At 66.9% G+C, this 26,845-nt stretch carries 21 protein-coding genes and 1 pseudogene; 8 read left to right on the top strand and 14 right to left on the bottom strand.

The window, feature by feature from the left end; genetic code table 11:
• Positions 1-54: 54 nt before the first annotated feature.
• From OHZ10_RS33915 to OHZ10_RS33890, 6 genes are all read right to left on the bottom strand, one after another.
• On the bottom strand, positions 55-1,464 hold the full coding sequence (locus tag OHZ10_RS33915; protein WP_256087380.1) for an MmgE/PrpD family protein: 1,410 nt from the start codon (positions 1,462-1,464) through the stop codon (positions 55-57).
• Between the two features lie 36 nt (positions 1,465-1,500).
• The gene (locus OHZ10_RS33910) at positions 1,501-2,571 is read right to left on the bottom strand and encodes a zinc-binding dehydrogenase (protein WP_342706369.1); all 1,071 of its coding nucleotides are present in this window, start codon (positions 2,569-2,571) and stop codon (positions 1,501-1,503) included.
• A 43-nt stretch (positions 2,572-2,614) separates the two neighbouring features.
• Positions 2,615-4,090 (bottom strand): aldehyde dehydrogenase family protein, encoded by a 1,476-nt coding sequence (locus OHZ10_RS33905; protein WP_342706368.1) that lies wholly within the window; start codon positions 4,088-4,090, stop codon positions 2,615-2,617.
• Positions 4,091-4,125: 35 nt separating this feature from the next.
• A complete protein-coding gene (locus tag OHZ10_RS33900; protein ID WP_342706367.1) occupies positions 4,126-5,616 on the bottom strand; it encodes an aldehyde dehydrogenase family protein in 1,491 nt (496 codons plus the stop codon).
• A gap of 29 nt (positions 5,617-5,645) precedes the next feature.
• The gene (locus OHZ10_RS33895; protein ID WP_342706366.1) at positions 5,646-6,536 is read right to left on the bottom strand and encodes an SMP-30/gluconolactonase/LRE family protein; all 891 of its coding nucleotides are present in this window, start codon (positions 6,534-6,536) and stop codon (positions 5,646-5,648) included.
• 61 nt (positions 6,537-6,597) lie between these two features.
• Entirely contained in the window at positions 6,598-7,410 is an 813-nt protein-coding gene (locus OHZ10_RS33890; RefSeq protein WP_340626014.1) for an enoyl-CoA hydratase/isomerase family protein, read from the bottom strand.
• A 320-nt stretch (positions 7,411-7,730) separates the two neighbouring features.
• Between OHZ10_RS33890 and OHZ10_RS33885 the strand changes: the two genes are divergently transcribed.
• From OHZ10_RS33885 to OHZ10_RS33865, 5 genes and pseudogenes are all read left to right on the top strand, one after another.
• Complete coding sequence (locus tag OHZ10_RS33885) at positions 7,731-9,170, top strand: MmgE/PrpD family protein (RefSeq protein WP_342706365.1); 1,440 nt, start codon at positions 7,731-7,733, stop codon at positions 9,168-9,170.
• A 144-nt stretch (positions 9,171-9,314) separates the two neighbouring features.
• Positions 9,315-9,509: pseudogene (locus OHZ10_RS33880) on the top strand (aldehyde dehydrogenase family protein); the annotation flags it as partial.
• Between the two features lie 82 nt (positions 9,510-9,591).
• On the top strand, positions 9,592-10,413 hold the full coding sequence (locus OHZ10_RS33875) for an SDR family NAD(P)-dependent oxidoreductase (protein WP_256087376.1): 822 nt from the start codon (positions 9,592-9,594) through the stop codon (positions 10,411-10,413).
• Between the two features lie 776 nt (positions 10,414-11,189).
• Entirely contained in the window at positions 11,190-12,299 is a 1,110-nt protein-coding gene (locus OHZ10_RS33870) for a porin (RefSeq protein ID WP_256087375.1), read from the top strand.
• Positions 12,300-12,545: 246 nt separating this feature from the next.
• The gene (locus tag OHZ10_RS33865; RefSeq protein WP_059242455.1) at positions 12,546-13,445 is read left to right on the top strand and encodes an alpha/beta fold hydrolase; all 900 of its coding nucleotides are present in this window, start codon (positions 12,546-12,548) and stop codon (positions 13,443-13,445) included.
• Between the two features lie 51 nt (positions 13,446-13,496).
• Here OHZ10_RS33865 and OHZ10_RS33860 read toward each other — a convergent pair whose 3' ends face one another.
• Complete coding sequence (locus OHZ10_RS33860; protein ID WP_059241659.1) at positions 13,497-14,120, bottom strand: TetR/AcrR family transcriptional regulator; 624 nt, start codon at positions 14,118-14,120, stop codon at positions 13,497-13,499.
• 573 nt (positions 14,121-14,693) lie between these two features.
• Here OHZ10_RS33860 and OHZ10_RS33855 point away from each other — a divergent pair.
• The gene (locus OHZ10_RS33855; RefSeq protein WP_342706364.1) at positions 14,694-15,581 is read left to right on the top strand and encodes an alpha/beta hydrolase; all 888 of its coding nucleotides are present in this window, start codon (positions 14,694-14,696) and stop codon (positions 15,579-15,581) included.
• Positions 15,582-15,628: 47 nt separating this feature from the next.
• Here OHZ10_RS33855 and OHZ10_RS33850 read toward each other — a convergent pair whose 3' ends face one another.
• From OHZ10_RS33850 to OHZ10_RS33820, 7 genes are all read right to left on the bottom strand, one after another.
• Positions 15,629-16,042, bottom strand: a complete 414-nt coding sequence (locus OHZ10_RS33850) for a YybH family protein (RefSeq protein WP_256087371.1) — start codon at positions 16,040-16,042, stop codon at positions 15,629-15,631.
• A 120-nt stretch (positions 16,043-16,162) separates the two neighbouring features.
• Positions 16,163-16,876 (bottom strand): nitroreductase, encoded by a 714-nt coding sequence (locus tag OHZ10_RS33845; RefSeq protein WP_342706363.1) that lies wholly within the window; start codon positions 16,874-16,876, stop codon positions 16,163-16,165.
• Between the two features lie 103 nt (positions 16,877-16,979).
• Positions 16,980-17,768: an IclR family transcriptional regulator gene (locus OHZ10_RS33840; RefSeq protein WP_059241651.1), complete on the bottom strand. Its 789-nt coding sequence runs from the start codon at positions 17,766-17,768 to the stop codon at positions 16,980-16,982.
• Between the two features lie 7 nt (positions 17,769-17,775).
• Positions 17,776-18,645 (bottom strand): IclR family transcriptional regulator, encoded by an 870-nt coding sequence (locus tag OHZ10_RS33835; protein ID WP_176042088.1) that lies wholly within the window; start codon positions 18,643-18,645, stop codon positions 17,776-17,778.
• Positions 18,646-19,082: 437 nt separating this feature from the next.
• The gene (locus OHZ10_RS33830; RefSeq protein ID WP_342706362.1) at positions 19,083-22,601 is read right to left on the bottom strand and encodes a pyruvate carboxylase; all 3,519 of its coding nucleotides are present in this window, start codon (positions 22,599-22,601) and stop codon (positions 19,083-19,085) included.
• A gap of 273 nt (positions 22,602-22,874) precedes the next feature.
• Positions 22,875-23,069: a hypothetical protein gene (locus OHZ10_RS33825; RefSeq protein WP_342706361.1), complete on the bottom strand. Its 195-nt coding sequence runs from the start codon at positions 23,067-23,069 to the stop codon at positions 22,875-22,877.
• A 664-nt stretch (positions 23,070-23,733) separates the two neighbouring features.
• Positions 23,734-24,885, bottom strand: coding sequence for an acyl-CoA dehydrogenase family protein (locus tag OHZ10_RS33820; protein ID WP_069751392.1), 1,152 nt, complete (start codon positions 24,883-24,885; stop codon positions 23,734-23,736).
• A 240-nt stretch (positions 24,886-25,125) separates the two neighbouring features.
• Between OHZ10_RS33820 and OHZ10_RS33815 the strand changes: the two genes are divergently transcribed.
• Together OHZ10_RS33815 and OHZ10_RS33810 are read left to right on the top strand one after the other, a co-directional pair.
• Positions 25,126-26,001: a MaoC family dehydratase gene (locus OHZ10_RS33815; RefSeq protein ID WP_342706360.1), complete on the top strand. Its 876-nt coding sequence runs from the start codon at positions 25,126-25,128 to the stop codon at positions 25,999-26,001.
• A gap of 24 nt (positions 26,002-26,025) precedes the next feature.
• The gene (locus tag OHZ10_RS33810) at positions 26,026-26,775 is read left to right on the top strand and encodes an SDR family NAD(P)-dependent oxidoreductase (protein ID WP_256087368.1); all 750 of its coding nucleotides are present in this window, start codon (positions 26,026-26,028) and stop codon (positions 26,773-26,775) included.
• The last annotated feature ends 70 nt before the right edge of the window (positions 26,776-26,845 follow it).

Here is a 26,845-nt window from a genome sequence, read left to right as displayed (position 1 = left end):
TCACCGCGATTCGCCCGGCACGAACTTTCCGCGCCGGTTTCGTCCGTGTATCGGTCAGTGCCCGGACGGCACGAGCGGATCGAGCAGCGTGGCGGCCACGTCGTCCACTTCGTCGAGGTGCAGGATGTCGCCGATCATGTTGTCGACCGTCTGCTTCGACAGCTCGATCGCGGCATACGGCACGCAGAGCCTGAACTTGGCGACGAAGTCTTCTTCCGTGAACGGGTTGCGCGGGTGCCCCTTCACGTAGACGCATTCCTGCTTCAGCACGCGGCCGTCGCGCAGCGTGACGGCGAGGCGCGCCCCCCAGTCCGACACGTCGGGGTTTTCCTCGGCGGTGATGCGCGTCATCAGCTCGCGCACCTCGGGCCGGTTGCGCGCGTCCTCGTTGTACGACTCGAGGAACACCTTGTCGTCGAACGCGGCAATGGCCACCACGTAAGGCAGGCTGAACTGGCACTCGGGCACCGTGACCGGATGCCACTTCTTCTCCTGCGGCTCGCACACCGCGCGCCAGCTCGGCGTGGACGTCTCGATGTGGATGCCGGCGATGTCGCCCGCGCCGAACCGGTGCGCCTTCATCAGCTCGCGGATGGCGTCGATCGACGAATGCGAGAAATAGCAGGCGCTGTAGCCCTTGGTGATGATGTTCTCCATCTCCCAGTGCTCGCCGAGCGCGTGCAGGATGAAGTCGGGATCGGTCTCCCAGCGCGCCGTGCTCAGATAGCCCTTGGGCCCGGTCAGCACCTCGGCGCGCGGGCCCGTGATGCCGCGCTGAGCCAGCTGGCAGCACGTGATCGCGGCCTGGCTCACCAGCCCGTGATGCATGCGCACCATCAGCGTGGCCGGCGAATAGATGCCCATGGTGTTGGGCTGCGTCATGGTCCGCGCGATGCCCTGCGCGTTTTCGAGCTGCTCCTGCGTCAGCCCGAGCAGCTTGCCCACGGCAGCCACCGCGCCGAAGATGTAGTGGCCGCCGCATTCGTGATGCTTGATCGCGCGGTTGATGACCTTGTAGGCCGTGCCGAGCCGCACCAGGATTTCCTGCCCGACCGCCATCGCCGCGAGGAATTCCTTTCCCGACACCTTGCCGCGCAGGCCGGTGGCGGCCAGCAGCGTCGGCACCACGTATTCGGTCACGTGGCCGGCTTCTTCGTGCAGGTCGCCGCAATCCATCGCGCGCGGCATCGGGCCCAGCGCGAGCGCCGCCTCGTGGGCCGGCACGCGGCCGCCGTAGAACGGCAGCGGTGTCTGCGGGTTGCCGCCGCGCTCCTTCACGAGCGCGACGATCTCGGGGATGCCCTCCATGGCCGAGCCGCCGATGGTGACGCCCATCGCGTCGAGCAGCGTCTGCTTCGCATGGCGCGTCACGCCGGCCGGCAGGTCGGCATACTGCGTTTGCAGCGCCATCCGGCACAGCGTGGCCATCGGGTCTTCGACCCCTTGCCGTTCAAATTTCGCCATTGTTCCGTCTCCTGGTCGCGGGATGCCGTGGCGTGCTCAGAACAGGAACACGCCCTTGCCGCCCGCCTGCGCGTCGAACAACCGGTAAGCCTCGTCGGCCTGCTCCAGTTTCCAGCGGTCGGTGAACAGCTTGTCGACGTCCACGCCGTGTTTCGCGACGAAGTGGATGCAATCCTTCATCCCGACTTCCGAGAACGTGTAGGAGCCGATGATGGTGCGCTGCTTGCCGATCACGTCCTTCATGCCGTCGACGTTGAGGTTGCCGCCCACGGCCACCAGTGCGATGCGGCCCCACGGGCGCGTGCTGCGCACGGCCTGCTGTTTGGGCACGTCGCCGCCCGCGCAATCGATCGCGCAGGTCACGCCGAGGCCGCCGGTGAGCTTGTGGATTTCCTCGATCGGGTCCTGCTGGCTGCCGTCGATCACGTGGGTCGCGCCGAATTCCTTCGCGCGCGCGACGCGATCGGCCGCGATGTCGATGCCGATCACTTCCACGCCCATCGCCGCGGCCAGCTGCACGGCCGACAACCCGACCGGGCCGAGGCCGAACACCGCGAGCGTGTCGCGCGCGCTGATGTCGAGGCGCAGCAGCGCGCCCCACGCCGTTCCCGTGCCGCAGGAAATCGCGGCGCCAGTGGCATACGACACTTCGTCGGGCAGGTGGACCAGCGACGTCACGGGCACCTTCATGTAGTGCGCATGGCCGCCGTGCTTGATGACGCCGTGGATATCCGCGCCGTGGCTGCACATCTGCGTCCAGCCGGTACGGCAGTGATCGCAGTGCATGCAGCCTTCGTAGTGGAACACCGCGACGCGGTCGCCGGCCTTGAACGCGCGCGGATCGACGCCCGCGCCGACCGCGACCACCTGGCCGCACGGCTCGTGACCGCCGATGATCGGCGTGTCCTCCGACATCCCGCGCGACGCGAGATCCTTGAAACCCAGCGAGCGGATCACGTCGGCCGGCTTGTTGCGATAGAAATGCAGGTCGCTGCCGCACATCCCGGATGCCTTCATCTCGATCACGGCCTCGCCCGGGCCGGGCGTCGGGTCGTCGAAATCCAGGATCTCCAGCGTGCGTTCGCCTCTGAAAACTACGCCTTTCATGTCTTGTGTCTCCTATGCGGTCGGGCAGCGGCGTCGTGCCGGCTCAGACCAGATTGATATAGGTGGCCTTCGGGTACAGGAAGCTCTCGACGTGCTCCTTCCCGCCCTTCCATCCGTAGCCGCTCATCTTCGTGCCGCCGAAGCCCACGGCCGGGTCGATCACGCCGTAGCAGTTGATCCAGACGGTGCCCGAGCGAATCCCCTGCGACACCTTGTGCGCGGTCGACAGGCTGCTCGTCCACACGCCGCCGGCGAGGCCGTACGGTGTGTCGTTCGCGAGCCGCAGCGCGTCGTCCATCGTGTCGAACGGAATCACCGACGCGACGGGCCCGAAGATTTCCTCGCGGGCGATCGTCATGTCGTTGCGGACATCGGCAAACACCGTCGGCTCGACGAAGAAGCCGCCGGCCGGTGCGCCGTCCGGGCGCCGGCCGCCGTGCACGAGCCGAGCCTCCGTGGCGCCGATGTCCACGTAATGCATCACGCGATCGAGCTGGCGCCGCGAGATCAGCGGGCCGATCTGCGTATCGGGATCGCGGCCGTCGCCGATCCGGATCGAGCCGGCGAACGCGGCCATGCGCTGCACGAATTCGTCATGAATCGCGCGCTGCACGAAGATCCGCGTACCTGCTACGCACACCTGGCCGGTGTTGGTGAACACGCCCATCGCCGCGCCCGGCACGGCCTTGTCGAGATCGGCATCGGCGAACACGATGTCGGGCGACTTGCCGCCGAGTTCGAGCTGCAGCCGCTTCAGGTTGCCGGCCGACGCGCGCACGATGGCCTGCGCGGTGCCGACCGAGCCGGTGAACGCCACGCGATCGACGTCCGGGTGTTCGGCCAGCGCCTGGCCGACGTCCTTGCCGTAGCCGGTCACGACGTTGATCACGCCGTCGGGCACGCCCGCTTCCATCATCAGCTCGGACACGCGCAGCGACGACAGCGACGCATCCTCGGCCGGTTTCAGCACTGCCGTGCAGCCGGTGGCGAGCGCGGGGCCGTAGATCCACCACAGCCCCATCAGCGGGCCGTTCCATGGGATGATGCCGCCGACCACGCCCACCGGCATCAACTGCTTGAGCGCGGTGAAGCCGGGGGCGATCGACATCGGCGGCGTTTCCACCGCGCCGGCGCCGGTTTGCGACGCGTAGAACTGCAGCAGTTGCGACAGCCATTCCTTGTAGCCGCGCGTGCGGGCGAGCGGCGCGCCCATGTCGAGCGTCTCGATCAGCGCGAGCTCGTCGAAGTGATCGAGGATGACGTCGTGCACGCGCAGCAGCAGCTTGCGCCGCTCGTGCGGCGTGAAGCGGCTCCACGGCCCCTCGAACGCGCGGCGCGCGGCCGCCACGGCACGACTCACGTCTTCCGCGTTGCCCTGCGCGACATGGCACAGCACTTCGCCGGTCGCGGGGTTGATGGCCTCGATGCGTTCGCCACCGACGGGCTCGACCCATTCCCCGCCGATCAGCAGCTTCTTGGTGCCACGTACGAAATCCGGCATGCTCGGGTTGATGCTCAAGAGTGTCTCCTTCTGAATTGTTCTGGATGACGAAGTTACATGCGAAGCATGATCGACTTCGTTTGCGTGTAGGCGTCGATCGACTCCTGGCCGAATTCGCGCCCCCATCCCGATTGCTTGTATCCGCCGAACGCCATCGCCGGATCGGATTCGCCGAAGGTGTTGATCCACAGCCGCCCGGCCTTGAGCGCGCGCACGACCTTGTGCGCGCGTGCCACGTCGCGCGTCCATACCGCGGCGGAAAGGCCGTAGCTGGTGTCGTTGGCCTGCAGCACCGCATCGTCCTCGTCCTTGAACGGGATGATCGACAGCACCGGCCCGAAAATCTCTTCCTGCGCGATCCGCATGCCGTTGCGCACGTTGTCGAACACCGTCGGCTCGACGAAGTAGCCGGCGCCGCTCCACGGCTGGCCGCCGAGCCGCAACGTCGCGCCGCCCTCCTGGCCCACGCCGATGTACGACCGCACGCGCTCGCGCTGCGTCGCCGAAATCAGCGGGCCGATCTTCGTGTCGGCCGCGAACGGATCGCCGGCCTTCCATGCGGCCGCCACCTGCGCCACGCGCTCCGCGACCTGCTCGTGGATGCTCTCCTGCACGAACAGCCGCGTGCCGGCCGAGCACACCTGGCCGGAGTTGCCGCAGAAGGTCTTCACGGCGGCTTGCACGGCCTTCTCGATGTCGGCGTCGGCAAACACCACGTTGGGCGCCTTGCCGCCGAGTTCCAGCGTCACTTTCTTCAGGTTTCCCGTGGCGTCGCGCGTGATCTGCTTGCCGACCGCCGTCGAGCCCGTGAACGCGATCTTGTCCACGCCAGGGTGCTGCGCCAGCGCCGCGCCCGCCGTCGCGCCGAAGCCCGGCAGCACGTTGATCACGCCCGGCGGCAGGTCGGTTTCCTGGATCAGCTCCGCGAGGCGGATCGACGTGAGGCAGGCCAGCTCGGCGGGCTTGAGGATCACCGTGTTGCCGCAGCACAGCGCGTTGGCGAACTTGATCGCGGCCATCAGGATCGGCACGTTCCAAGGGATGATCTGGCCGCATACGCCGAGCGGCTCGCGCAGCGTGTAGATCAGCGTGCTGCCGTCCGACGGGATCGTGGTGCCGAGCACCTTCGAGCACCAGCCCGCGTAGTAGCGCACGATGTCCACCGTGGCGGTCACCGCGCCTTGCGCGAACCACAGCGGCATGCCGTTGTCGAGCGACTCGATCGCGGCCAGCTCGTCGATGTGGGCCTCGATCTGGTCCGCGATCTTCAGCAGCGCCCGTGTGCGGGCGTGCGGCGACAGCGCCGACCATGACGGCGCTTCGAATGCCTTGCGCGCGGCGATCACCGCGGCGTCGACATCGGCACTGTCGGCCTCGGCGACCCGGCAAAGCAGCTGTTCGGTCGCGGGGTTGATCGTCTCGAAGGTCTTGCCCGATGCGGCATCGACCCATTGCCCGCCGATCAGCAGGCGCTTCGCGCTCTGCCCGATCCACGCGAGCGCTTTTGCGCGCGCGGCTTGCGCGGTGTCCGTGATAGTCGTCATGAATGCTCCAGTTGGGGTGGCGTGATGCATCAGGCCAGCGGCACGTCGACGCGTGTCGACAGCACCGCACTCAGTGGATTGGCGCGGCGCACCTCCGGATTGAAATCGGCGGGCGTCACGCACATGAACAGCGTGCGTCGATCCTCGCCGCCCAGCGCGCAGGCGTAGCAGTTGCGCTCGCCGGTCTGGATCTCCTCGAGAATCGTGCCGCCGGGCGCCACGCGCAGCACGCGCGTCTTCGTGAAATCGGCGACCCAGATCGCGCCCTCCGCATCGACCTGCGAGATGCCGTCGGGAGCCACGACGATCTCGGCCATCGAGCGGATCACGTCCTCGTCCTGCGGCACCGGGCCGAAGGTCGCCCAGTCGCGACGCGCGGAGAGCGAGCCGTCGGGCCGGATGTCGAACGCCGACATCCGGTTGCCCCAGGATTCGGACACCACCAGCGTGCGCCCGTCGATGATCGTCGCGCCGTTCGCGAAGTGCAGCGGTTCGCTCACCATCGTGACCGTGCCGTCCGGATCGACGCGTGCGAGCCGGCCCGGGCGGCGCGGCGCGAGCTTCATCACGTCGAAGCCCAGGTTGCCGACCCACACGCGGCCCTGCGCGTCCACCACCATGTCGTTGGGTTCGAATTCCAGGTGCGGCGACAGGCCGGCATGACGCACGACCGAGCCGTCGTGCTCGCGGCGCAACAGCGCGCGGTCGTGCATCGACACGACGATCAGCCGCCCGTCGGGCAGCCAGCCGATGCCGGACGGACATTCGGGCACGTGCATCTCCTCGCAGAGGTTGCTGCCGTCCTCGCGCATCGAGTACACGCATTCGGTATAGAGATCGCTGAACCAGAAGCGGCCGTCGTGCCAGCGTGCGGCTTCGGTATGCGTCATGCCGTCGAGAAGCAGGGTGAGCTGTCTCATTTAACCTGTCGTTAGTTAGATTGAAGGGTGCAGCGTGATCGCGGTCCGTGGGTTCGAGCGGTCACGACTGCGGCAGGCGGGCCGACGGAAATTCGGGCTGGCGCTTGCCGCGCAACGCGGCGACGCCCTCCTTGACGTCCGCCCCCAGAAAACACAGCATTTCAAGCGCGAGCGAGTTGTCGAATACCGGCCCCGCCACGCGCATCCAGTTGTTGAGCGATTTCTTGGTCGCGCGAATCGCGGTCTGGCTGCCGCGCGCGAGGTTGGCCGCGATGGCCAGCGAGCGCGACAGCACCTCGGCGCGCGGCGCGCAAAAGCTGACCAGGCCGATCCGTTCGGCTTCCTTGCCGTCGACGAAATCCGCGGTCATCAGGTAATACTTGGCCTTGGCCATCCCGCACAGCAGCGGCCACACGATGGCCGCGTGATCGCCCGCCGACACGCCGAGGCGCGCATGTCCGTCGGTCAGCTTCGCGTCCTCGGCCATCACGCTCACGTCCGCCAGCAGCGCGACGACGAGGCCCGCGCCGACGGCCGTGCCGTTGATCGCGGAAATGATCGGCTTGTCGCACGCGAGCATGTTGTAGACGATGTCGGACGCCTCCTTCATCACGCGCATCGTGGCCTCCTGGCTGGCCGCCATTTCCTCGACCACGGCAAGATCGCCGCCGGCCGAGAACGCGCGATCGCCGGCGCCCGTCACGACGACCACCTTCACGTTCGGATCATCGCCGACGACGCCCCAGACCTTGGTCAACTCCCAGTGCATCCGGTTGTTCGTGGCGTTCATGACCTCCGGACGATTGAGCGTGACGAGCAGGACGCCGTCCGGCTGGCGATCGAACAGGAGGAACTGGAAATCTTCGTATTTCATGCTGGGCCCTGGGATTGTCTGGAACGGCGGGCGGCGTGTGTCGACGCCCGCCGATGAAGTGACCTGCGACGGTTCGCGGTACCGGGGAAAACGCAAGGGACCGTCAGGATACCCTGCAATCTAACTAACAGTTGTTATTCTATTTTGCTTGCGGGGATTTCCCATCAGGGAATCCCCGCATGCCGCGAGTCAAATGCACGCCTTCCGGCGCGCGCTTTTCGACGCGCGGAACGTTTTCGACACAAACGTTGCGTGCGGCGGGTTCAGCGCCAAACCTGAAGGCATTCGCAGGAACAGAATCAGAACAAGGAGCGAGACACATGAGTCACCCGACCCTCATCCAGCAACTGGCCGACTTCTCGGTCGGCGTCGACATCGCCCGGCTACCCGACATCGTCGTGCAGGAGTGCAAGCGCGACATTCTCGACTCGCTGGGTGTCGCGCTGGCGGGGATCGATCATCCGAGGGGACGCATCGGCATCGAAACGGGCCGGCGCATCGGCGGCCGCGCGGGCGACGCGACCATCATCGGCACCGGCGAACGCTCGACCGCCTACGGCGCGGCGTTCGCCAACAGCGAATTGCTGAACGCGCTCGATGCGGACTCGGTGCTGTTGCCGGGCCACGTGAGCCCGTACGTGCTGCCCGGTGCATTCGCGACGGCCGAGACGCACCGGCGTGCCGGCCGCGACCTGATCGCCGCCGTGGCGGTGTCGCACGAGATGTCGTATCGCTTCGGCGCCGCGATGAGCGGCTACCGCGACACCAAGGACGGCAAGTCGGCCAATCCCGCATCGGTCGTGGGCTACAGCAGCACCGTGTTCGGCGCGACCGCGTCCGCGGGCAAGCTCAAGCGGCTGTCGGCGGCGCAACTGGCCAACGCGCTGGGCCTGGCCGCTGCATCGGCACCGGTGAATGCGCAGCGCGCGTGGTTCACGCACGCGCCCACCGCCACCATCAAGTACCAGCTGGCCGGCGGCCTGACCAACATCGCGCTCACGGCCGCCGACCTGGGCGAACTGGGCCATCGCGGCGATGTGCGCATCCTCGACGACGCGGTCAACGGTTACGCGAGCTTCATCGGTACCGACCGCTGGATGCCCGAGATCATCACGCGGGATTTGGGCGACGAGTGGCGCTTTCCCGGCTTCCAGATGTTCAAGCCGTATCCGCACTGCCGCGTGATGCACGCGCCGCTCGATCTGCTGATCGACATCGTCACGCAACACGATTTGAAGCCCCACGAGATCGACGGCATCACATCGTTCGGCGAAGGCTGGGCCTATGTGCTGCCCTGCTTCACCAACCGCGAAATCCTGGAGGTGCACGACGCGCAGTTCTGCTTCTCGCACGGCCTGGCCGTCGCGGCCCATCGCATTCCGCCCGGCCCCCGCTGGCAGGACCCGTCCGTCGTGTTCGACCCGTCCGTGATGGCGCTGATGAATCGCGTGTCGCTGGAAACCCATCCGGCCTATTTCCAGTCGATCTCGGCGGACATCACCAGCCGCCCGTCGCGCGTGGAAGTGCGTGCGCGCGGGCAAGTCTTCGCCGGCGAGAAGATGTTCCCGAAAGGCACGCCGTCGGTGGATCCCGCGACCTACATGACCACCGACGAACTGGTGAACAAGTTCCGCACGTTCGTCGACGGCCTGCTGCCGGTATCGACCGTCGAGCGGGTCGTCGACAGCGTGCTGAACCTCGAAAAGGTGGAGGACTTCGGCACCGTCATCCGCCAGTTCGTGCGCTCGTCCGGCCACTGAGCACCGACGGCAACCTCGAAAGCCACGACCATGACCCCTCATGCCGTCAACATGCCGCACGCGGATCGCCTCTGCATCGGCGGACGCTGGGTGGCACCCTCGTGCACCGACACCTTCGCCGCGTTCAATTGAGCGACCGATGAATTGGCTGCGCGCGCAACCATATCGAACGACACGACCTTCGGCCTCAATGTGGCGGTGTTCACGCACGACGCAGAGCGGGCGCTGCGCGTCGCGCGGCGGCTGCATGCGGGGTTGGTGGGACACAACGCGTCTCGCACCGATTTCTCCATCGGCTTCGGGGGCTTCAAGGAATCGAGCGCGGGCGGCCTCGAAGCATTTCTCGAAGTCAAGACCGTCGTACCTGACCCGCCGGCCGAATGCGTGCCGGCGCATGAACAAACTTTTGGAGGAGCAACCGATGAGCAAAACCGAATTCAACAACGCAGCACCGCACGACTGGATGATCCATTCTCGCATCAAGGGGCTGGTCGCGCTGGTGGTCGGCGCCGGCAGCGGCATGGGCGAGGCCAGTGCGAAAACCTTCGCGGCGAACGGCGGTGCGGTCGCCGTTGCCGACCTGAACGCGGGCAACGCCGAACGCGTGGCTGGCGAGATCGCGCGACGCGACGGCCACGCGCTCGCGCTCGGCCTCGATGTATCGAAACAGTCGGACATCGACGCGGCCATCGCCGGAACGGTCGAGCGCTTCGGCCGGCTCGACGTCGTCATCAACACGGCCGCGCTGGTGCGTTCCGGGATGCTCGAGGACGTGTCGATCGACGAATGGCGCAGCGGCTTCCAGGTCAACGTGGACGGTGCGCTGATGCTCGCGCGCAGCGCGCTGCCGCACCTGAAGCAGAGCCCGCATGCGGCGATCGTGAACACGGCTTCGCTGGCGGGCGTGCATGGCTATTCACAGGGCGGTGCCTATGGCCCGAGCAAGGCGGCGCTCATCACGCTCAGCCGGCAGATGGCGCACGAGTGGGCATCCTACGGCGTGCGCGTGAATGTCGTGCTGCCAGGTGTGATCGACACGCCGATGGCGCGCGGCTCGGTACCGCAGGAACTGCTCGACCAGCTTGCGGCGATGCTGCCGATGAGCCGGGTCGGCCAGCCGGACGAAGTCGCCGACCTGATCGTGTATCTTGCGTCGCCCGCGGCCGGCTACATCACGGCCCAGGCAATCGCATGCGACGGCGGCATGTCGCACATGATGTTCGCGAAGCCGATGGGCAAGTAAGCGCGCCGCGCGAAATACGTGCGCCGTGTGCGGCGAGGGCTCGCCCGGGCCTTCGCCGCCGGCGTTCGCACGCATTGCCTGCATCACCGGCATCACCCGCATCACCCGACGCGAATGACCGGGCTGCGGGCACCTCCGGCCTGATCCCCCGCATGCGGGCCCGGATCACGGCTGACGACGCCTTCTCCGCTCCATCTCCCCCACTACACGTTGCATCGGCCGCGCGAATCCGCACGTCCATCCGACCTTCGACGAAGCGGCGCACGGTATGGATCGCGCCTCGATGCTCGCGATGAACGATCCATCCATGGACGAGCGCGCCGATTTTCGGATCGAGCTGCACTTGCAGTGACGGCGAACCTGAAAAATTTCGTTCCGTCGGGTAAAACGCCGTTCGACAGCGGCATCGCCTCCGAATCGAGTAAACACGGCCCCCAATGCCCGCATGGGAACGCTTCCACGCGCTTTATTACGTAGAACGGATCATGTTTCCCGGCACCGCGATCGGTTGAATAAGTTGAAGTACGGAACGCCGGTATTCAGCCAACGGATCATTGCCTGAAAGCACGAATCCGCCTCGGGTTATACCCGATGGAGATTCGATGTCACGCCCCTCAATCTACCGAACGTTAGATTGTCGTCGTACCAAAAGACGACTGTCCGCACCCGGACATCGAGAACGAACCGGCCCATCCGTCCGGTCCTGAATCCGCCGCACAGCCTCGGCAGTTCGACACACTCCGCTCCTTCACTTCTCATTAAATTCGGATACCGAAATGAATGTAAGCCGATCATCAGGGTTGGGCACGAAGAAGACGATCCTCGCGCTTGGCATCGCTCTCCTGCCCGCATGGTCGTGGGCGCAAAGCAGCGTCACGCTTTACGGCACGCTCGATACGGGCCTGCTGTTCACCAGCAAGACGCACAACCCGACGACCGGTACGAACGGCGGCAAGCAGGTCAGCCTCATCAACGGCGGGCTGGAACCCTCCAATTTCGGCCTGTTCGGGCAGGAAGACCTGGGCGGCGGACTGAAGGCGACCTTCAGGCTGGAAAGCGGCGTGAGCGTCGTCAACGGCGGCTTCGACAACAGCAACGGCAATTTCTTCGGCCGTCAGGCCTGGCTGGCCGTCGACGGCAACTTCGGTCAACTGAAGGCCGGCGTGCAGTATTCGCCGTTCGTGCTGGCGATCTACGAGGCCGACCCGCGCAACGCCGGCCAGTTCGGCACGGCGTTTTCCGTCTACGGCGCCAATACGTTCGTCGGCAGTTTCAATCCGAATGCGATCACCTATACGAGCCCGAAGTTCGCCGGGTTTTCCGCCAGCGCGATGTATGCATTCGGCGGCATACCGGGCGACTACCGCGCGGCGCAGCAGTATTCGGTCAGCGCGCGCTACGAGTTTCGCGGGCTGGTCGTGAACGCCGCGATGTACGACTCGAGTTCGGCCAGGAATTCCGCGGGGCTGACGATCTTCCAGCAGCCGTTCCTGGGCCGGATGCTCGGGCTCAGCTACCACTTCGGCACGTTCGCGGTGAAGGGTTCGTTCACGAGCTACAAGCTGCCGACGACGGTCGCCGGCGGGGTGACGAACGGCGGCACCAACAACGTCTGGAATCTCGGCTTCGATTACTATCCGCTGCCGCAGCTCGATATCAACTCGGGCGTGTGGTACATCCGCGATCCGCAGGATGCGAACAATCACACGCTGCTCGGTGCGCTGACGACGCGCTATTTCCTGTCGAAGGCAACCTCGCTGTATGCGGAAGTCGGCGCGGTGAACAATCACGGCCGGCAAAAATTCGGCCTGTCGATCGACAACGCGCTGTACGGCGCGCCGGGCACGACGATCGGCGCGATCATCGGGATCAACAAGCGGTTCTAGCGGTGCCTCATGGGGCACGATGCGATGTGTCTTGCCCCATTCGGCCGGAGTACGGAACATTCCGGCCGCCGCGATTGACTCGATTGCCAACTGCCGCGAACGTATGCGGGGGCGTGCCGAATTCCGTTCGGCATGCATGACATTTCGGCAATGCAGCGCCGGAAGCCGGCCGGACGAGGATCGCCAATGGCGGGCGCTCCGGCCCGGGCTGCGCAACGCGAATGCAATCGGATCATGAACCATGCGATGACGACGGGAACACGTGCGGTCGGCCCGGCCGGCACCACGCACACCTGGAAAGGCGCCGACGGAATCCGGCTCGCGGGCCGCTCGTGGGGTGACCCCGACGGCACGCCGGTCGTGCTGCTGCACGGCAGCGGGCAGACGCGCCATGCGTGGAGCGGCATGGGCCGCGCGCTCGGCGCGACGGGCTTTCATGCCGTGGCGTTCGATGCGCGCGGACATGGAGAATCGGACTGGTCGCCGACCGGCAACTACAGCCAGGGGGCGATGATCCGCGACCTCGAGCGTGTCGCCGCGATGTTCGAAGGCCGGCGGCCGGTACTCGTGGGCGCGGGGCTCGGCGGCGGGACGAGCCTGCTCGCGGTCGGCGAAGGGTATCTCGACGCCGAAGCGCTCGTGCTCGTCAACATCGCACCGTACATCGAACCGGCAGGCGTGTTGCGCCTGCAGTCGTTCATGCGGCAGCCGCCGGACGGTTTCGGATCACCGGACGAAGCGGCCGACGCGATCCGCAACTATCGCGCGCGCCCGGCGCATGCGCTCACGCAGGAAAGCCTGGCCCGCAGCCTGCGCTACGACGACGGGAAATATCGCTGGCATTGGGATCCGCACTTTCTCGCGTGGCCGCGCGACCTGGCGCGACGCCATACGCGCTTTGCAGCCAGCGCGCGCCGCCTGAAGCTGCCGACGCTGCTCGTGCGCGGGGAGGAGTCGGAAATCGTCAGCAAGGCGGGGGCGCGCGAGTTCCTCGACCTGTGCCCGCACGCGGAACATGCGGACGTGCGGGATGCCGGCCACACGGTCGCGGGGGAACACAACGACCGGTTCGTCCATACCGTGCTCGATTTTCTCGAACGCCGGCTTCCGCGCGGCCCGGCGCTGCGCGATCGCGCGGTCGCGTGAGCCGGTTGCGTGCGCCGTGCAGCGCACCGCGGGCCGCTCAGCCGCGCGGCGTCAGGACGATGCGGCCAGTTCGGCCTTGCGGCTGCCGCGCCGGGCTTTCGCCGCGGGCTTCGCACCTGCCGCAGGCTTCACGCCATCGAAGAACATCGTGGCGAGCTGGTCGGCGACCTTGTCCAGCGAGCCCTTCTTCGGGTCGAACCAGGTCTGGACCGAGTTGATGCAACCGAGGACGAACACGCGGCACAGCGCGATGTCCACGTCCTCGCGCAGGAACCCTTCGGCGCGCAAGTCGTCGAACACCGCGGTCCACAGCTGCTGGTGGCGCTCGCGCCGCTTGACCTGACGCTCCCGCACCTTGTCCGGAAGCTGGGTCAGCAGCCGGCCATGCGCGAGCGCGTAGTCGCCGAACTTGATCAGCGCGCTCATCTGCCCGACCAGCGCTGCCTTGAAGCGCGCGTCGGCCGTCGCATCGGGCGGCAGCGCGTCGAAGTGTTCCTTGATGTGCTGCACGATGCTGTCCGCGCCGTGCTCCATCACGACGTCGACCAGTTCTTCCTTCGACGAGAAGTGATAGTAGATGCTGGCCGCCTCGATGCCGGCCTGGTCGGCGATGGCGCGCATCGTCGTCGCGGCATAGCCCTGCGTCGCAAAGGAGCGCGCGGCCAGCCGCAGCAAGGTTTCCCGGGTATCCGCGCTGGGATTTACATTTCGCTTTCGCACGTTCGTGTATCAGCCGTCCGCTGTTATCAAGATGAAGTGAAGAGATCCGGATGCCGCATGCGCAGTGCCCGGCCGCGCGGCGTCGTGGAGGGCACCGCCCGCATGATCATCCCGTTGCCGTTCCGGCTCGCCGATGGCGGCCGGCGGCGTGTCTCCGTCTCCCCGGGTACTGCCTGATCCTCTCGCATGCCGCCACGCGGCGGCACAAAACTAATGTTTGAGAGGGTAGCGTATTTTCAGGGCGCGAGCCAGTGAGCCAAAACACCGTCGGCGAGCCTGCCGCGCGGGGTTCGCCGGCCGCACGATTGCCTGAATCTCTCGTCGGCGGTTCGACGTTGCGCAGCGTTCGCACGATGGCGTCGAACCATGCAGCGTCCGCGCGCTCACTGTACGGAACACCGTGGCCGCTCGCGTTGACACGCATGCGCCCACCGGCGAAGTTCGAGGGCACGGCGGCCCGCACGAGCGGCCCGCCCTTCTCCATCCGTCGATCATCGTCCCGTCATGCCCTCATCAATCGAATCCGTCTTGCGAGCCCCGGCCAAACCGGGAAACCGGCTGCCCGGCACCCCCGATCCCGCGCACCTGTGGCGCACCGCGGACGGCGTGCGGCTCGCGGGCGATACGTGGGGGCATCCCGACGCGCCGCTCGTCGTGCTGCTCCACGGCGGCGGCCAGACGCGTCACGCTTGGGGCGGCACGGGCGCGTTGCTGGGCAGCGCTGGCTACTTCGCCGTCGCGTACGATGCGCGCGGACATGGCGACTCGGACTGGAGCGCCGCGGGTGACTACAGCCAGGACGCGTTCGTCGACGACTTGCGGCACATCGTCGGCGCGCTGGGCGGGTGCCGTCCGGTACTCATCGGCGCATCGCTGGGCGGCGGCACCAGTCTTGTCGCGATCGGAGAACGCCGGATCGATGCGCGCGCGCTGATCCTGGTCGATATCGTGCCGTACACCGAGCCGGCCGGCGTCGCGCGCATCAGGACGTTCATGCAGCAGAATCCCGACGGCTTCGGCTCGCTCGACGAAGTCGCCGACGCGATCGGCCGCTACCGCTCGAGCCCGCCGCGTCCGGGCAGTCATGCCGGCCTGTCGAAGAATGTCCGGCTCGGCGACGACGGCCGCTACCGCTGGCACTGGGACCCGCGCTTCCTGTCGGGAACGACCGATCTTGCTGCCCGTCACGCGCGCTTCTCGGCCTGCGCGCGCAACCTCGCGCTCCCCACGCTGCTGGTGCGCGGCGGCAGTTCCGACGTGGTCAGCGAAGCCGGCGTTCGCGAGTTTCTCGAACTCTGCCCGCACGCGGAATACGTGAATGTCGCGGCGGCGGGACATATGGTTGCCGGCGACCGCAACGACGTGTTCGGCCAGGCCGCCGAACAGTTTCTCGCGCGCCACGTCCCCGCTGCATGACCGTGGCGCGCGGACGCGCGGGCGTTCGCGCGTGCAGATGGGCCGATTCAGAGCGGCGGTGTGTCCGGCGACGTCGAAAAATGATGCTGGCGGACTTTCCAGTCGCCCTGTTGCAACGCGATCACGAGCGTCGTGCGCAAGCGCGAGCGTGACGTGTTGCCGTCACCGAGCACGAACGCGAATTCGCCGTAGCCTTGCGCGAGAAAGCAGTCGTCGCCCAGGCGGATGAAGTGCTGCTCCACCAGCGCCAGCGTGGCCGACCGGATCACGCCATCGTACGACGCGAAGTACGCACGAATCGCATCACGCCCGGCCGAATGGCCGGGCCGGCCACCGAAGAACAGCGCATCGGCCGTGTAGATGCTTGTCAGCGCGTCGGGATTCCAGTCGCGCGCGGCCGCGTTCCACGCGGCCTGCACGATTGCCAGCGCGGGGCCGGGCGTGTCGTTCGTTCCAACCATCGTCTCCTCTCCTTTCCTGGGACGCCTGCCGGCGCCATTACCGAGCGCATGCGTTCGCCGATCCGCCCTGCCGTTGCCGTCACGCCGGCGCATGACGGATGCCGACCGGAGCGACACCGTTCAGACCATCTGCATCACGTCCGCCGTGGCCACGCGCGACGAGCGGAACGCGTTTGCCGGATGGGTCATGTCGGCATAACCGAACCCGATGCCGCAAACGAATTTCCGCTCATCGCCGATCCCGAAGTAGCGGCGGATGAATCGGGCGTGATGAGCCAGCGCCGCCTGGGCCGTCGTCGCAACGCCATGCGCGCGCGCCGCCAGCATGAACGATGCGACGAACGCGCCGCAGTCGAGTGCCGCATACGGCCCCAGCTCGGCCGGTATCGTCAGCAACGCGACATGGGGCGCGCCGAACAGCCGGAAATTCTCGGCAACCTGACGCTCGCGCGCCGGCCTGTCGCTGCGCGCGATGCCGAGCGCCGCATAGAGCGCGTATCCGACTTCCCTGCGCCGCTCGCCGTACACGCCTCGATATTCGTCCGGGAACGGAATGTCGGAATCGATCCCGGAATGCTGCGCGGCATGCGCGACGAGCGCCGAGCGGAAACGCTCGGTCGTGTCGCGGGGCGTCACGGTCGCGTGCCACGGCTGCACGTTGCACCACGACGCCGCGCGTTTCGCGATGTCGACGATGCGCTCGATCACGTCAGTCGGCACGGCATCCGGCAGGTACGCGCGGCAGGTGAAACGCCCGGACGAAAGGCGGTCGATCGCTTCCGCGTCGGCGATCGGGCGAATGCCCGAATCCTCGTACTTGGCTTGCGCTTGCATGAAACTTCTCCGGTTACCGGCACCTGACGGTACCGTCTCCATCAAATATAACGATCATTAGTTAGTCATCGAAGCCGGCTTGCGCCCGCGTCCGGCCTGATTCTCAGGGCTCGCAGTCGACGTCGCTCAGGATGAAGGACAGCGTCTCGGCCGCCGCCTTCAATTCGGGCATCACGCGCTGGCGGATCGCCATCATGTCCGGCTCCAGTTCCACGGCCCCGCAATTCAGCGCCATCAGCGTACGGGTCCGGCCGACCACGATCGGCAATGCGATGCCGTACGCGTTGCGCTGATATTCGCCGACCGACATGCACACGCCCGACTGCTTCAGATCGTCGAACGCCGCATCGAGGTTCTCGCGCACGGCGCCCGCATCGTCTCCCGCCGCGTCGAGCAATTCGGCCATCAACGGCTCGCGCATCGCGTCCGGCAGCCCGTACAGATACGCGCGGCCGACCGAGGTCGTCGCCATCGGCAGCAGCGAACCGACGCCCAGGCGCAGCGTCGCGATCCGGGCGCTCGCGCGCCACGCGATATACACCATGTCGAGCCGATGCGGGACCGCGAGCGCGACCGACAGGTTCAGCTTGTCGGCCAGCTTCTGCATCACGGGCGTGACGAGACGCGTGACGGGATTTGCTTCCAGATAGGCGTGGCCGATGCTCAATGCGCCGGCGCTGAGCTCGAACTGGCGCCCGCCGCCCACCCTGCGCAGGTAGCCGATCGAGATCAGCGTCGTGGTCAGCCGCGATACCGTCGCTTTCGGCAGGCCGGTGCGTCGCACCAGCTCCGCGTTGGACAGCGGCGCGCGGGCCGCACGAAACGCGTGGAGCACCTCGAGCCCGCGTTCGACGGTCAGCGTGACGCCCTGTTGCTTGTCGGACCTGTTCATGTTCGTGTCAGTCGATGACGACTGCCTGCTCCTGCAGATGCTGTGCCGCGGCCACCAGCCGCGGCCCGAGTTCCCGTTCGACCCGCGCGCGGCCGAGCCGCGCGCTGCGCCCGATGCAGGCAAGCACGAGCGGCGTGTGATCCTGGACCACCAGCGGCACCGCGAGAATCGTCAGATCCGGCTCCCACTCGCCGAGCGACATGCAATAGCCGACGTTGTGCACCTGCGAAATGCCCTCGCTGATGCGGCGGCGCAGGTTCGGCCAGTCGCGGCCCGTCTTGCGTTCGATGTTACCGAGCAGGTAGAAGCGTTCGAGCTCCGGCAACGCGGCCAGCAACGCCCAGCCCATCGGCGACGAGGCGATGCGCAGGCGGGTGCCCGCGTACAGCTTCAGGTCGACCGACGCCGGCTTGCTCGCGCACGTTTCCAGCACGATCACGTCGAGACGGTCGCGCGTGCCGAGCATCACGTAGGTGTCGTTCGTGTTCGCGAACGCCTGCATTTCGAGTCGCGCGAGCAGTTGAACGTTGGAATGCGCGATCGCCGCATAGCCGAGCGACAGCACGGGGGCCGCCAGCCGGTACTTGCGGCGCTGCGGCGAGTAATGAAGGTAGCCGAGCGCGACGAGCGAGCGCACCATCCGCGACACCGTCGGCGCGGGAATGCCCGTTTCGATCACGAGTTCCTGATTGCCGAGCCACGGCTCGTGCGGCGAGAACGCGGCCAGGATCGCCAGGCTGCGCGCCAGCGGAACGACCATCGCGCCGGAAGCGGGCCCGCCGTCCGGACGCTCGCTGTCTCCGATCGGCGCGTCGTGCCAACTCGCGTCTTCCTGTCCTGACAGGGGCAGCGCTGCCCGGTTTGCCTGCGGCGACATCGATTGCTCCATTTGTCTCGATCTGGCTCTGGAAGCGGCCATGAACTGCTCGTCCCGATCGGTCGGGGCGGGACGCCGCACGCGGTGGCGGCGCTCGCCACATGCGACCGTCGGATGGCTTCATTACACGAGCCAACCGGGAAACGAGTCAATTGTAGCGCTGATATGTTCCGTACTTTGAAACGAAAATCGGCGCAAAAAATCGGCTGCCCCCGGTCTGAAGCGGGGCTTTCCCGACAATTTCGAGACGGAACGCGTGCAGGGAGATCAGTCGATGTACGGAACACAAAATCGATTCCGGACGTCCATCGAGGCGCTCCGGTACGGCGGCCGGCGCGCGGCCCGCCATCCCCGAACCCGATCGATTCGAGCCGTGCCGCGCGACAGGCCGTTGTGTCGCAACAGCCTGTCGCATCACGCATCCGGCGCGGCGCGCGTTACGCCGCGCCCTTCAGCTCGATCAGCAGATCCTTCGCCGCGACGCGCTCGCCGGGCTTCACGTGCACGGCCGCGATCTCGCAATCGCGCTCTGCTGCGATGTGGGTTTCCATCTTCATCGCCTCGAGCGCGATCAGTGTCGTGCCGGCCGTCACGCGCTGGCCCGGCTGCACGGCCACCGTCACGACCGAGCCCGGCATCGGCGCGGCCACGTGCAGCGGATTCGCCGGATCGGCGCGTTGCAGGCCGTGCCGCTCCTTGCCCGCATGCACGACCGTCTTCTGCTCGACCAGCGCAGAACGCGACTGACCGTTCAGCTCGAACAGCACCTTCACGATGCCGTCCTGCGCATCGGCGTGCTGCCCCTGCAGCGACACGAGCAGCGTCTTGCCCGGCGAGATGTCGATCGCCACTTCCTCCTGCGGCTGCAACCCGTACAGGAACGCGGACGTCGGCACCACCGACGTGTCGCTATACGCGCGCACGTGCGCGTAATAGTCGACCGTCTGCTTCGGATACATCAGGTACGACGCGAGTTGCCGGTCGTCGAGCGGCTGCTCGCACGCGGCCTCGGCCTGTGTGCGCGCCGCGTCGAGATCGACCGGCGCGATCTGGTCGCCGGGGCGATACGGCGCGGGCGGCTCGCTCTTGAGCACCTTGCGCGACAGGTCCGCCGGGAAGCCGTCCGGCGGGAAGCCCAGTTCGCCCTTGAACAACGACACGACCGACTCGGGGAATGCGATGTCCTTGTCCGGGTTGCGCACGTCGTCCACGGCCAGATCGTTCGCGACCATCATCAGCGCCATGTCGCCGACCACCTTCGACGTCGGCGTGACCTTGACGATGTCGCCGAACAGCCGGTTCACGTCCGCATACGCGCGCGACACCTCGGTCCAGCGATGATCGATACCGAGCGAGCGCGCCTGCTCGCGCAGGTTCGTGTACTGGCCGCCGGGCATTTCATGGCGGTACACGTCGGCCGTGCCCGCGCGAATCTCCGATTCGAACGGCGCGTAGTAGCGGCGCACGCCTTCCCAGTACATCGACGCTTCGTGCAGTCGGTCCGCATTCAGCCCCGGATCGCGCGCACTGCCCGCGAGCGCGGCTGCGATGCTCGACAGGTTCGGCTGCGACGTGAGCCCGCTCATCGCATCGAGCGCGCCGTCCACCGCGTCGCAGCCGGCTTCGACCGCCGCGAGCACCGACGCCGCGGCGATGCCGCTCGTGTCGTGCGTATGGAAATGCACGGGCAGCCCGGTTTCCTCCTTGAGCGCCTTCACGAGCGTGGCCACCGCCTGCGGGCGGCAGATGCCCGCCATGTCCTTGATGCCGAGCACGTGCACGCCGGCCTGCTGCAGCTCGCGCGCGATGCCGACGTAATACTTGAGGTCGTATTTCGAACGCGACGTGTCGAACAGGTCGCCGGTGTAGCAGATCGCGCCTTCGCACAGCATCCCGCTTTCGCCCACTGCATCGATCGCGACGCGCATGTTGCGCACCCAGTTCAGCGAATCGAATACGCGGAACACGTCGACGCCCGCGCTCGCCGCTTGCTGTACGAAGAAACGCACGACGTTGTCCGCGTAGTTCGTATAGCCGACCGCGTTCGAGCCGCGCAGCAGCATCTGGAACAGGATGTTCGGCACGCGCTCGCGCAGCAGCGCGAGGCGTTCCCACGGGTCTTCCTTCAGGAAGCGCAGCGCGACGTCGAAGGTCGCACCGCCCCAGCATTCGAGCGAGAACAGCTGCGACAGCTCGCGCGCGTAGAACGGCGCGATCGGCAGCATGTCGGCGGTGCGCATGCGTGTCGCGAAGAGCGACTGGTGCGCATCGCGCATCGTCGTGTCGGTCAGCAGCACCTGCTTCTGGTCGAGCATCCAGCGCGCGAATTTCTCCGGCCCGAGTTCGCGCAGCCGGTCACGCGTGCCGGCCGGAATCGCCGTGGCCGTATCGATCTTCGGCAGCACCGGCTTCGACAGCGGCAGCGCCGGCAGCGTGCGGCCGTTCATCTCGGCGTTGCCGTTCACGTTCAGCTCGCCGAGATAGCGCAGCAGCTTCGTCGCGCGATCGCCGCGCTTCGCGAATTCGAGCAGCTCCGGCGTTTTGTCGATGAAGCGTGTCGTCACGTCGCCGGCGATGAACGCCGGATGGTTGATCACGTTTTCGAGGAACTGCAGGTTCGACGTGACGCCGCGAATGCGGAACTCGCGCAATGCGCGATCCATCCGGTGAATCGATTCTGCCGCCGTCGGCGCCCACGTCGTCACCTTGACGAGCAGCGAATCGTAGTACGGCGTGATCACCGCGCCGCCGTACGCGGTGCCCGCGTCGAGCCGCACGCCGAAGCCTGCCGCGCTGCGGTACGCAGTGAGCCGCCCGTAGTCGGGCAGGAAGTCGTTCTCCGGGTCCTCGGTCGTGATCCGGCATTGCAGCGCATTGCCGTTCAGCGGAATCGCCTGCTGCGCCGGCACGCCGGCGGCGCGCTCGACGATCGCGCCGTCGCCGTTCGCGACGTCCTCCGCGAGCCCGATCCGGCCGCCTTCCGTGATGCGGATCTGCGCCTTCACGATGTCGATCCCGGTAATCATCTCGGTCACCGTGTGCTCGACCTGAATGCGCGGGTTCACTTCGATGAAATAGAACTGGCCGCTGTCGGCATCCATCAGGAATTCGACGGTGCCCGCATGCGTATAGCCAACGGCGCGCATCAGGCGCAGCGCCGATTCGCACAGCGCCTGCCGGCCCGCATGATCGAGATAAGGCGCCGGCGCGCGCTCGACCACCTTCTGGTTACGCCGCTGCACCGTGCAATCGCGTTCGTACAGGTGCACGACCGTGCCGTGCAGATCGCCGAGCACCTGCACCTCGACGTGCCGCGCGTTGCGCACGAGCTTCTCGACATATACCTCGTCGTTGCCGAACGCGGCCAGCGCCTCGCGCCGTGCGACCGGCAGCAGGGTCTCGAGATCCTGAGCGCTTTCCAGTACGCGCATCCCGCGTCCGCCGCCGCCCCAGCTTGCCTTGAGCATCAGCGGATAGCCGACTTCCGCGGCCAGCGCCTTGCACGCGTCGAGATCGTCCGGCAGCGGCGTGGTCGCGGGCATCACCGGCACGCCGGCCGCGATCGCCGCGTTGCGCGCGGCCACCTTGTTGCCGAGCGTGCGCATCACGTCGGGCGACGGGCCGATCCAGCGAATGCCGGCGTCGATCACGGCCTGCGCGAAATCGGGGTTCTCCGACAGGAAGCCGTAACCCGGGTGGATCGCATCGACCTTCGCCTGCCGCGCGACGCGCAGGATGTCGTCGATGTCGAGATAGGCCGCAAGCGGCTTCTTGCCCTCGCCGATCAGGTAGCTCTCGTCCGCCTTGAAGCGATGCAGCGCGAGCCGGTCTTCCTTCGAATAGATCGCCACGGTGCGGATGTTCAGCTCGGCGGCGGCGCGCATCACGCGAATCGAGATTTCCGAGCGGTTCGCGATCAGGATGGACTGGATGGGAGTAGGTGTCACGGCGACCATGGATAGTGAATAGTTGAATTAAGCTCGCTGACGCGCCGTCCTCCGCCCGCCTGCTTCACTGGACGGCATGCGGATCGTCGCATCGGTCATTCGCGGTTGCATCGTCCCGGCTTTCGCCAGTCAACATCTTCGTCATATCGCCGTGGAGCCGCTATCGACATCGCGACGACGAACAGCATTCAGCCGACCAACCGGGAAGACGAACAGCAGACCGGCTGGCCGGTCGTCAATCAGGGCACGGCGGGCCCGTGCCGCGGCCTGGCCCGCCCGACTTCAGTCGCGGTGCTCGAAAAGCGGCGCGTGATCCATCCAGTCGTAGCCCGCACCGGATTTCGCCCACGCCCAGTTCGCATCGCCGCGCCGGTCGCCGGACCGCGCCGTCGGTTGAACGCCCTCCGCGCCGTGCTCATGCACAACCCCGCACGCGCCGTCCCCCGGGACGACATCTCGTTTGTGGCAGCCAGTCATTGCATCACCTCAGGTTTGAAAAAGCTTTCCGTTCCGCGGCCGAGCCCGCCCGACTCGAGGAAAATTCCTGCTGGACCGGATGGCGCCGCATACGTTGCAGGCTCAATCACGCAAAAAGCAGGCCACATCGAACGTCGAACGAACGGCCCCGGTTCGCGGGGAGATCGTTCAACACCAGGTTTCAAAACCGTTCAATTCTGAAATTTCGGTTCTGTTTTTGAAATGGTGACGCCCGGTCCTGTCGCGATCGGGGGCGCCCGCAAACCGGCACACCGCTGGCCTGTTCACCCGGCCATCAACGTGACTGGCTGGAAGCGCTCCGCACGCAGGAAAGCCGGGGATCGCCTGCTCGAACACGCTCGATCAGGATTGAGCGAAAACCGTTATCGGCATCGCGATGGCGAACAGCATTCAGCCGACCTGTCGACGCTATCGGGGCGGCAGGCGGATGACCGGAAACGGCGTCAGTCGCGCTGCCTGACAAGCGGCGCGTGATCCATCCAGTCGTAGTGGGCGCTGCCGCCCGCCCATGCCCAGTTCGGGGCATCGTGCCGCGCGCCGCCCGGGCCCGGGCGCGCGGACGATCCTCCGCCCTCCGTCGCATTGTCGCGGCCTGCTCCGGCGTACGCGCCGGAACCGGCCATGGCACCTGTTGCGTCGTGCGTCATTGCGCGTCGCGAACCATGTTGCGGGCGATCACGATCTGCTGGATCTGGGTCGTGCCCTCATAGATGCGGAACAGGCGCACATCGCGATAGAAACGCTCGATCGCGTATTCGGACATGTAGCCGGCGCCGCCGAAAATCTGCACCGCGCGATCGGCCACGCGGCCGCACATCTCGGACGCGAACAGCTTCGCGCACGACGCCTCGGTGCTGACCGGCAGCTTGTCGTCGCGCCGGCGCGCCGCATCCACCACCATGCAGCGGGCCGCGTAGATCTCGGCCTTGCTGTCGGCGAGCATCGCCTGCACGAGCTGGAAATCGGCGATCGGCTTGCCGAACTGCTTGCGCTCCATCGCATACGACAGCGCCATCGACAGCATCCGCTCGGCCACGGCCACGCATACCGCGGCGATATGGATGCGGCCCTTGTCGAGCACCTTCATCGCCGTCTTGAAACCCTGCCCTTCCTTCCCGCCGATCAGGTTCGCGGCGGGCACGCGCACGTTGTCGAAGATCACGTCGCACGTATGGGCGCCCTTCTGCCCCATTTTCTTGTCGCGCTTGCCGAAGCTGATGCCGGGCGTCTTCGCATCCACGATGAACGCCGAGATGCCGCCCGAACCCTTGTCTTCCGGGTTGGTGCGCGCCATCAGCGTGAAGATGCCCGCGTGCGGCGCGTTCGTGATGAAGCGCTTGGTGCCGTTGACCACGTAGTCGTCGCCGTCGCGGATCGCCGTGGTGCGCAGCGACGCCGCGTCGGAGCCGGCTTCCGGTTCGGTCAGCGCGAACGACGCGATCAGCTCGCCGGTCGCGAGACGCGGCAGGTACTTCTCCTGCTGCTCGGGCGTGCCGTCGAACAGGATGCCCTGCGAGCCGATGCCCACGGTGGTGCCCAGCAGCGAGCGGAACACCGGCGACGCCTGGCACAGCTCGAACACCGCCAGCACCTCCTCCTCCATCGTCAGCTCGAGGCCCCCGAAGCGCTCCGGAATGGTGAGGCCGAACAGGCCCATCGCCTTCATGTCGGCGACGATGTCGTCGGGAATCTCGTCGGTGTCGGCCACGTGCTCCTCGTTGGGCACGAGCCGCTCGCGCACAAACCGGGCGATGGAGTCGAGCAGGCCGTTGAGCGTTTCTTGATCGCGAATCATGTCGGTACGCCTGAAAAGATAGAGAAAACGACCCGATGCTGCGCCGGCGGCCGACGCGAAACAATCGCCCGGCCAAAAACGTTCCGGAGGATGAAATCGCGTCGACGAGGCCGGTATTGGCCCTGCGGCCGCCGCGCCCCGGTCGTCTGCCAAGGTACGGAACAATGTGCGCCGATCCGTTGACCGGCTCACCCGGCGGTTCCATCGTAGGAGCTCGAATCCACTGCCGCTACGTTCGCCATGCCGCTCCAGCCCGATCACCTGCTGTCCCGCCCGTTCCCGCCCATCGAGCACGCGTACTCGCTGCGCGATACCCAGCTTTACGCACTCGGCCTGGGCCTCGGCGCCGATCCGCTCGACGCAGGGCAATTGCGTTACGTCTACGAAGGCCGGGACGGCGCGTCGCTGCGCGCGCTGCCGACCATGGCGAACGTGCTCGCGTACCCGGGCTTCTGGGCGCGCGAAGCGGACACGGCCATCACGTGGCAAAAGATCCTGCACGCAGAGCAGGAAATCAGGATTCATGCGCCGTTGCCGGCCAGCGGCCGCGTCACGGGCACGACGCGCATCACCGGCCTGTGGGACAAGGGCGAAAACAAGGGCGCATTTCTGCAGCAGACGCGCGAGATCGCCGATGCCGACACGGGCCGCCTGCTCGCGACCGTCGTGCAACTGAGCCTGTTGCGCGGCGACGGCGGCTTCGGTGAAGGCGGCAGCACCGGCCCGCTGCCGGTGCCGCATGCGATGCCGGACGGCGAACCCGATCACGTTTGCGAGCTGACCACGCCCGCGCAACTGGCGCTGATCTACCGCCTGAGCGGCGACCTGAATCCGTTGCATGCCGACCCGTCGGTGGCCTCGGCGGCCGGTTTTGCACGCCCCATCCTGCACGGCATGGCGCTGATGGGCGTAGCCGCGCACGCGGTGCTGCGCACGGTGTTGGGCTATGACGACACGCCCTTCGCCGGCATGCGCGTGCGCTTTACCGCGCCGGCGTGGCCCGGCGACACGCTGCGTACCGAGATGTGGGTGCGCGGCGACACGGTTTCACTGCGCGTCACGGCCGTGGAGCGCAACGTGGTGGTTTTGACCAACGCGCGGGTCGACCTGCGCTGAATCGCAATTCTTCAGGAGACACACATGGATCTGGGTTTGACCGGCAAGATCGCCATCGTCACCGGCTCGGCACGCGGCCTGGGCGCCGCCACGGCGCGCCGGCTCGCGCAGGAAGGCGCGAGCGTCGTCGTCACCGACATCAACGCCGAACTGGCGCAGGCCACCGCGCAAACGCTGCGTGACGAAGGCCTGGCCGCGCACTGCGTCGTGGGCGACATCACGCAGGCCGCCGACGTGCAGCGCCTCGTCGACGAAACGGTCGCGCATTTCGGCGGCGTGCACATTCTCGTGAACAACGCCGGCGCGCCGCGCGACAAGTACCTCGTGAAGATGAGCGAGGACGACTGGGATTTCGTGATGACGGTGATGCTCAAGGGCGCGTTCCTCGCCGCCCGCGCGGTGATGCCGCACTTCATCGAGCAGGGCTGGGGCCGGCTGATCAACATCAGCTCGCGCGCGCACCTGGGCAACCCGACGCAGGCCAACTACTCGGCCGCGAAGGCCGGCCTGATCGGCATGGCCAAGGCACTGTCGATGGAGGAAGGCCGCTACGGGATCACAGCGAACTGCGTGGCGCCGGGCTTCATGGAAACGGAAATGGTGCAGGCGCTGCCGACCTACGAAACGATCAAGGAACGCGCGGTGGCCGCGCAGCCGATCAAGCGCGTTGGGCGTCCGGACGACATCGCCGACGCGGTGGCCTTCCTGGCGAGCGAGCGCGCCGGCTTCATCAGCGGCGAAGTGCTGCACGTCACGGGCGGCCGCTACGGCTGATCCGGCAACCGCACCGCAACCACGATAGCTGCCGGCGCGTGACACGCGAGCACGGGTGGCTGAATATTGA

The sequence above is a fragment of the Burkholderia arboris genome, assembly GCF_038723655.1.
Classification (GTDB): Bacteria; Pseudomonadota; Gammaproteobacteria; order Burkholderiales; family Burkholderiaceae; genus Burkholderia; species Burkholderia arboris.
The sequence above is the reverse complement of the archived record's forward strand: the minus strand, read 5'-3'. Positions and strand labels throughout refer to the sequence as shown.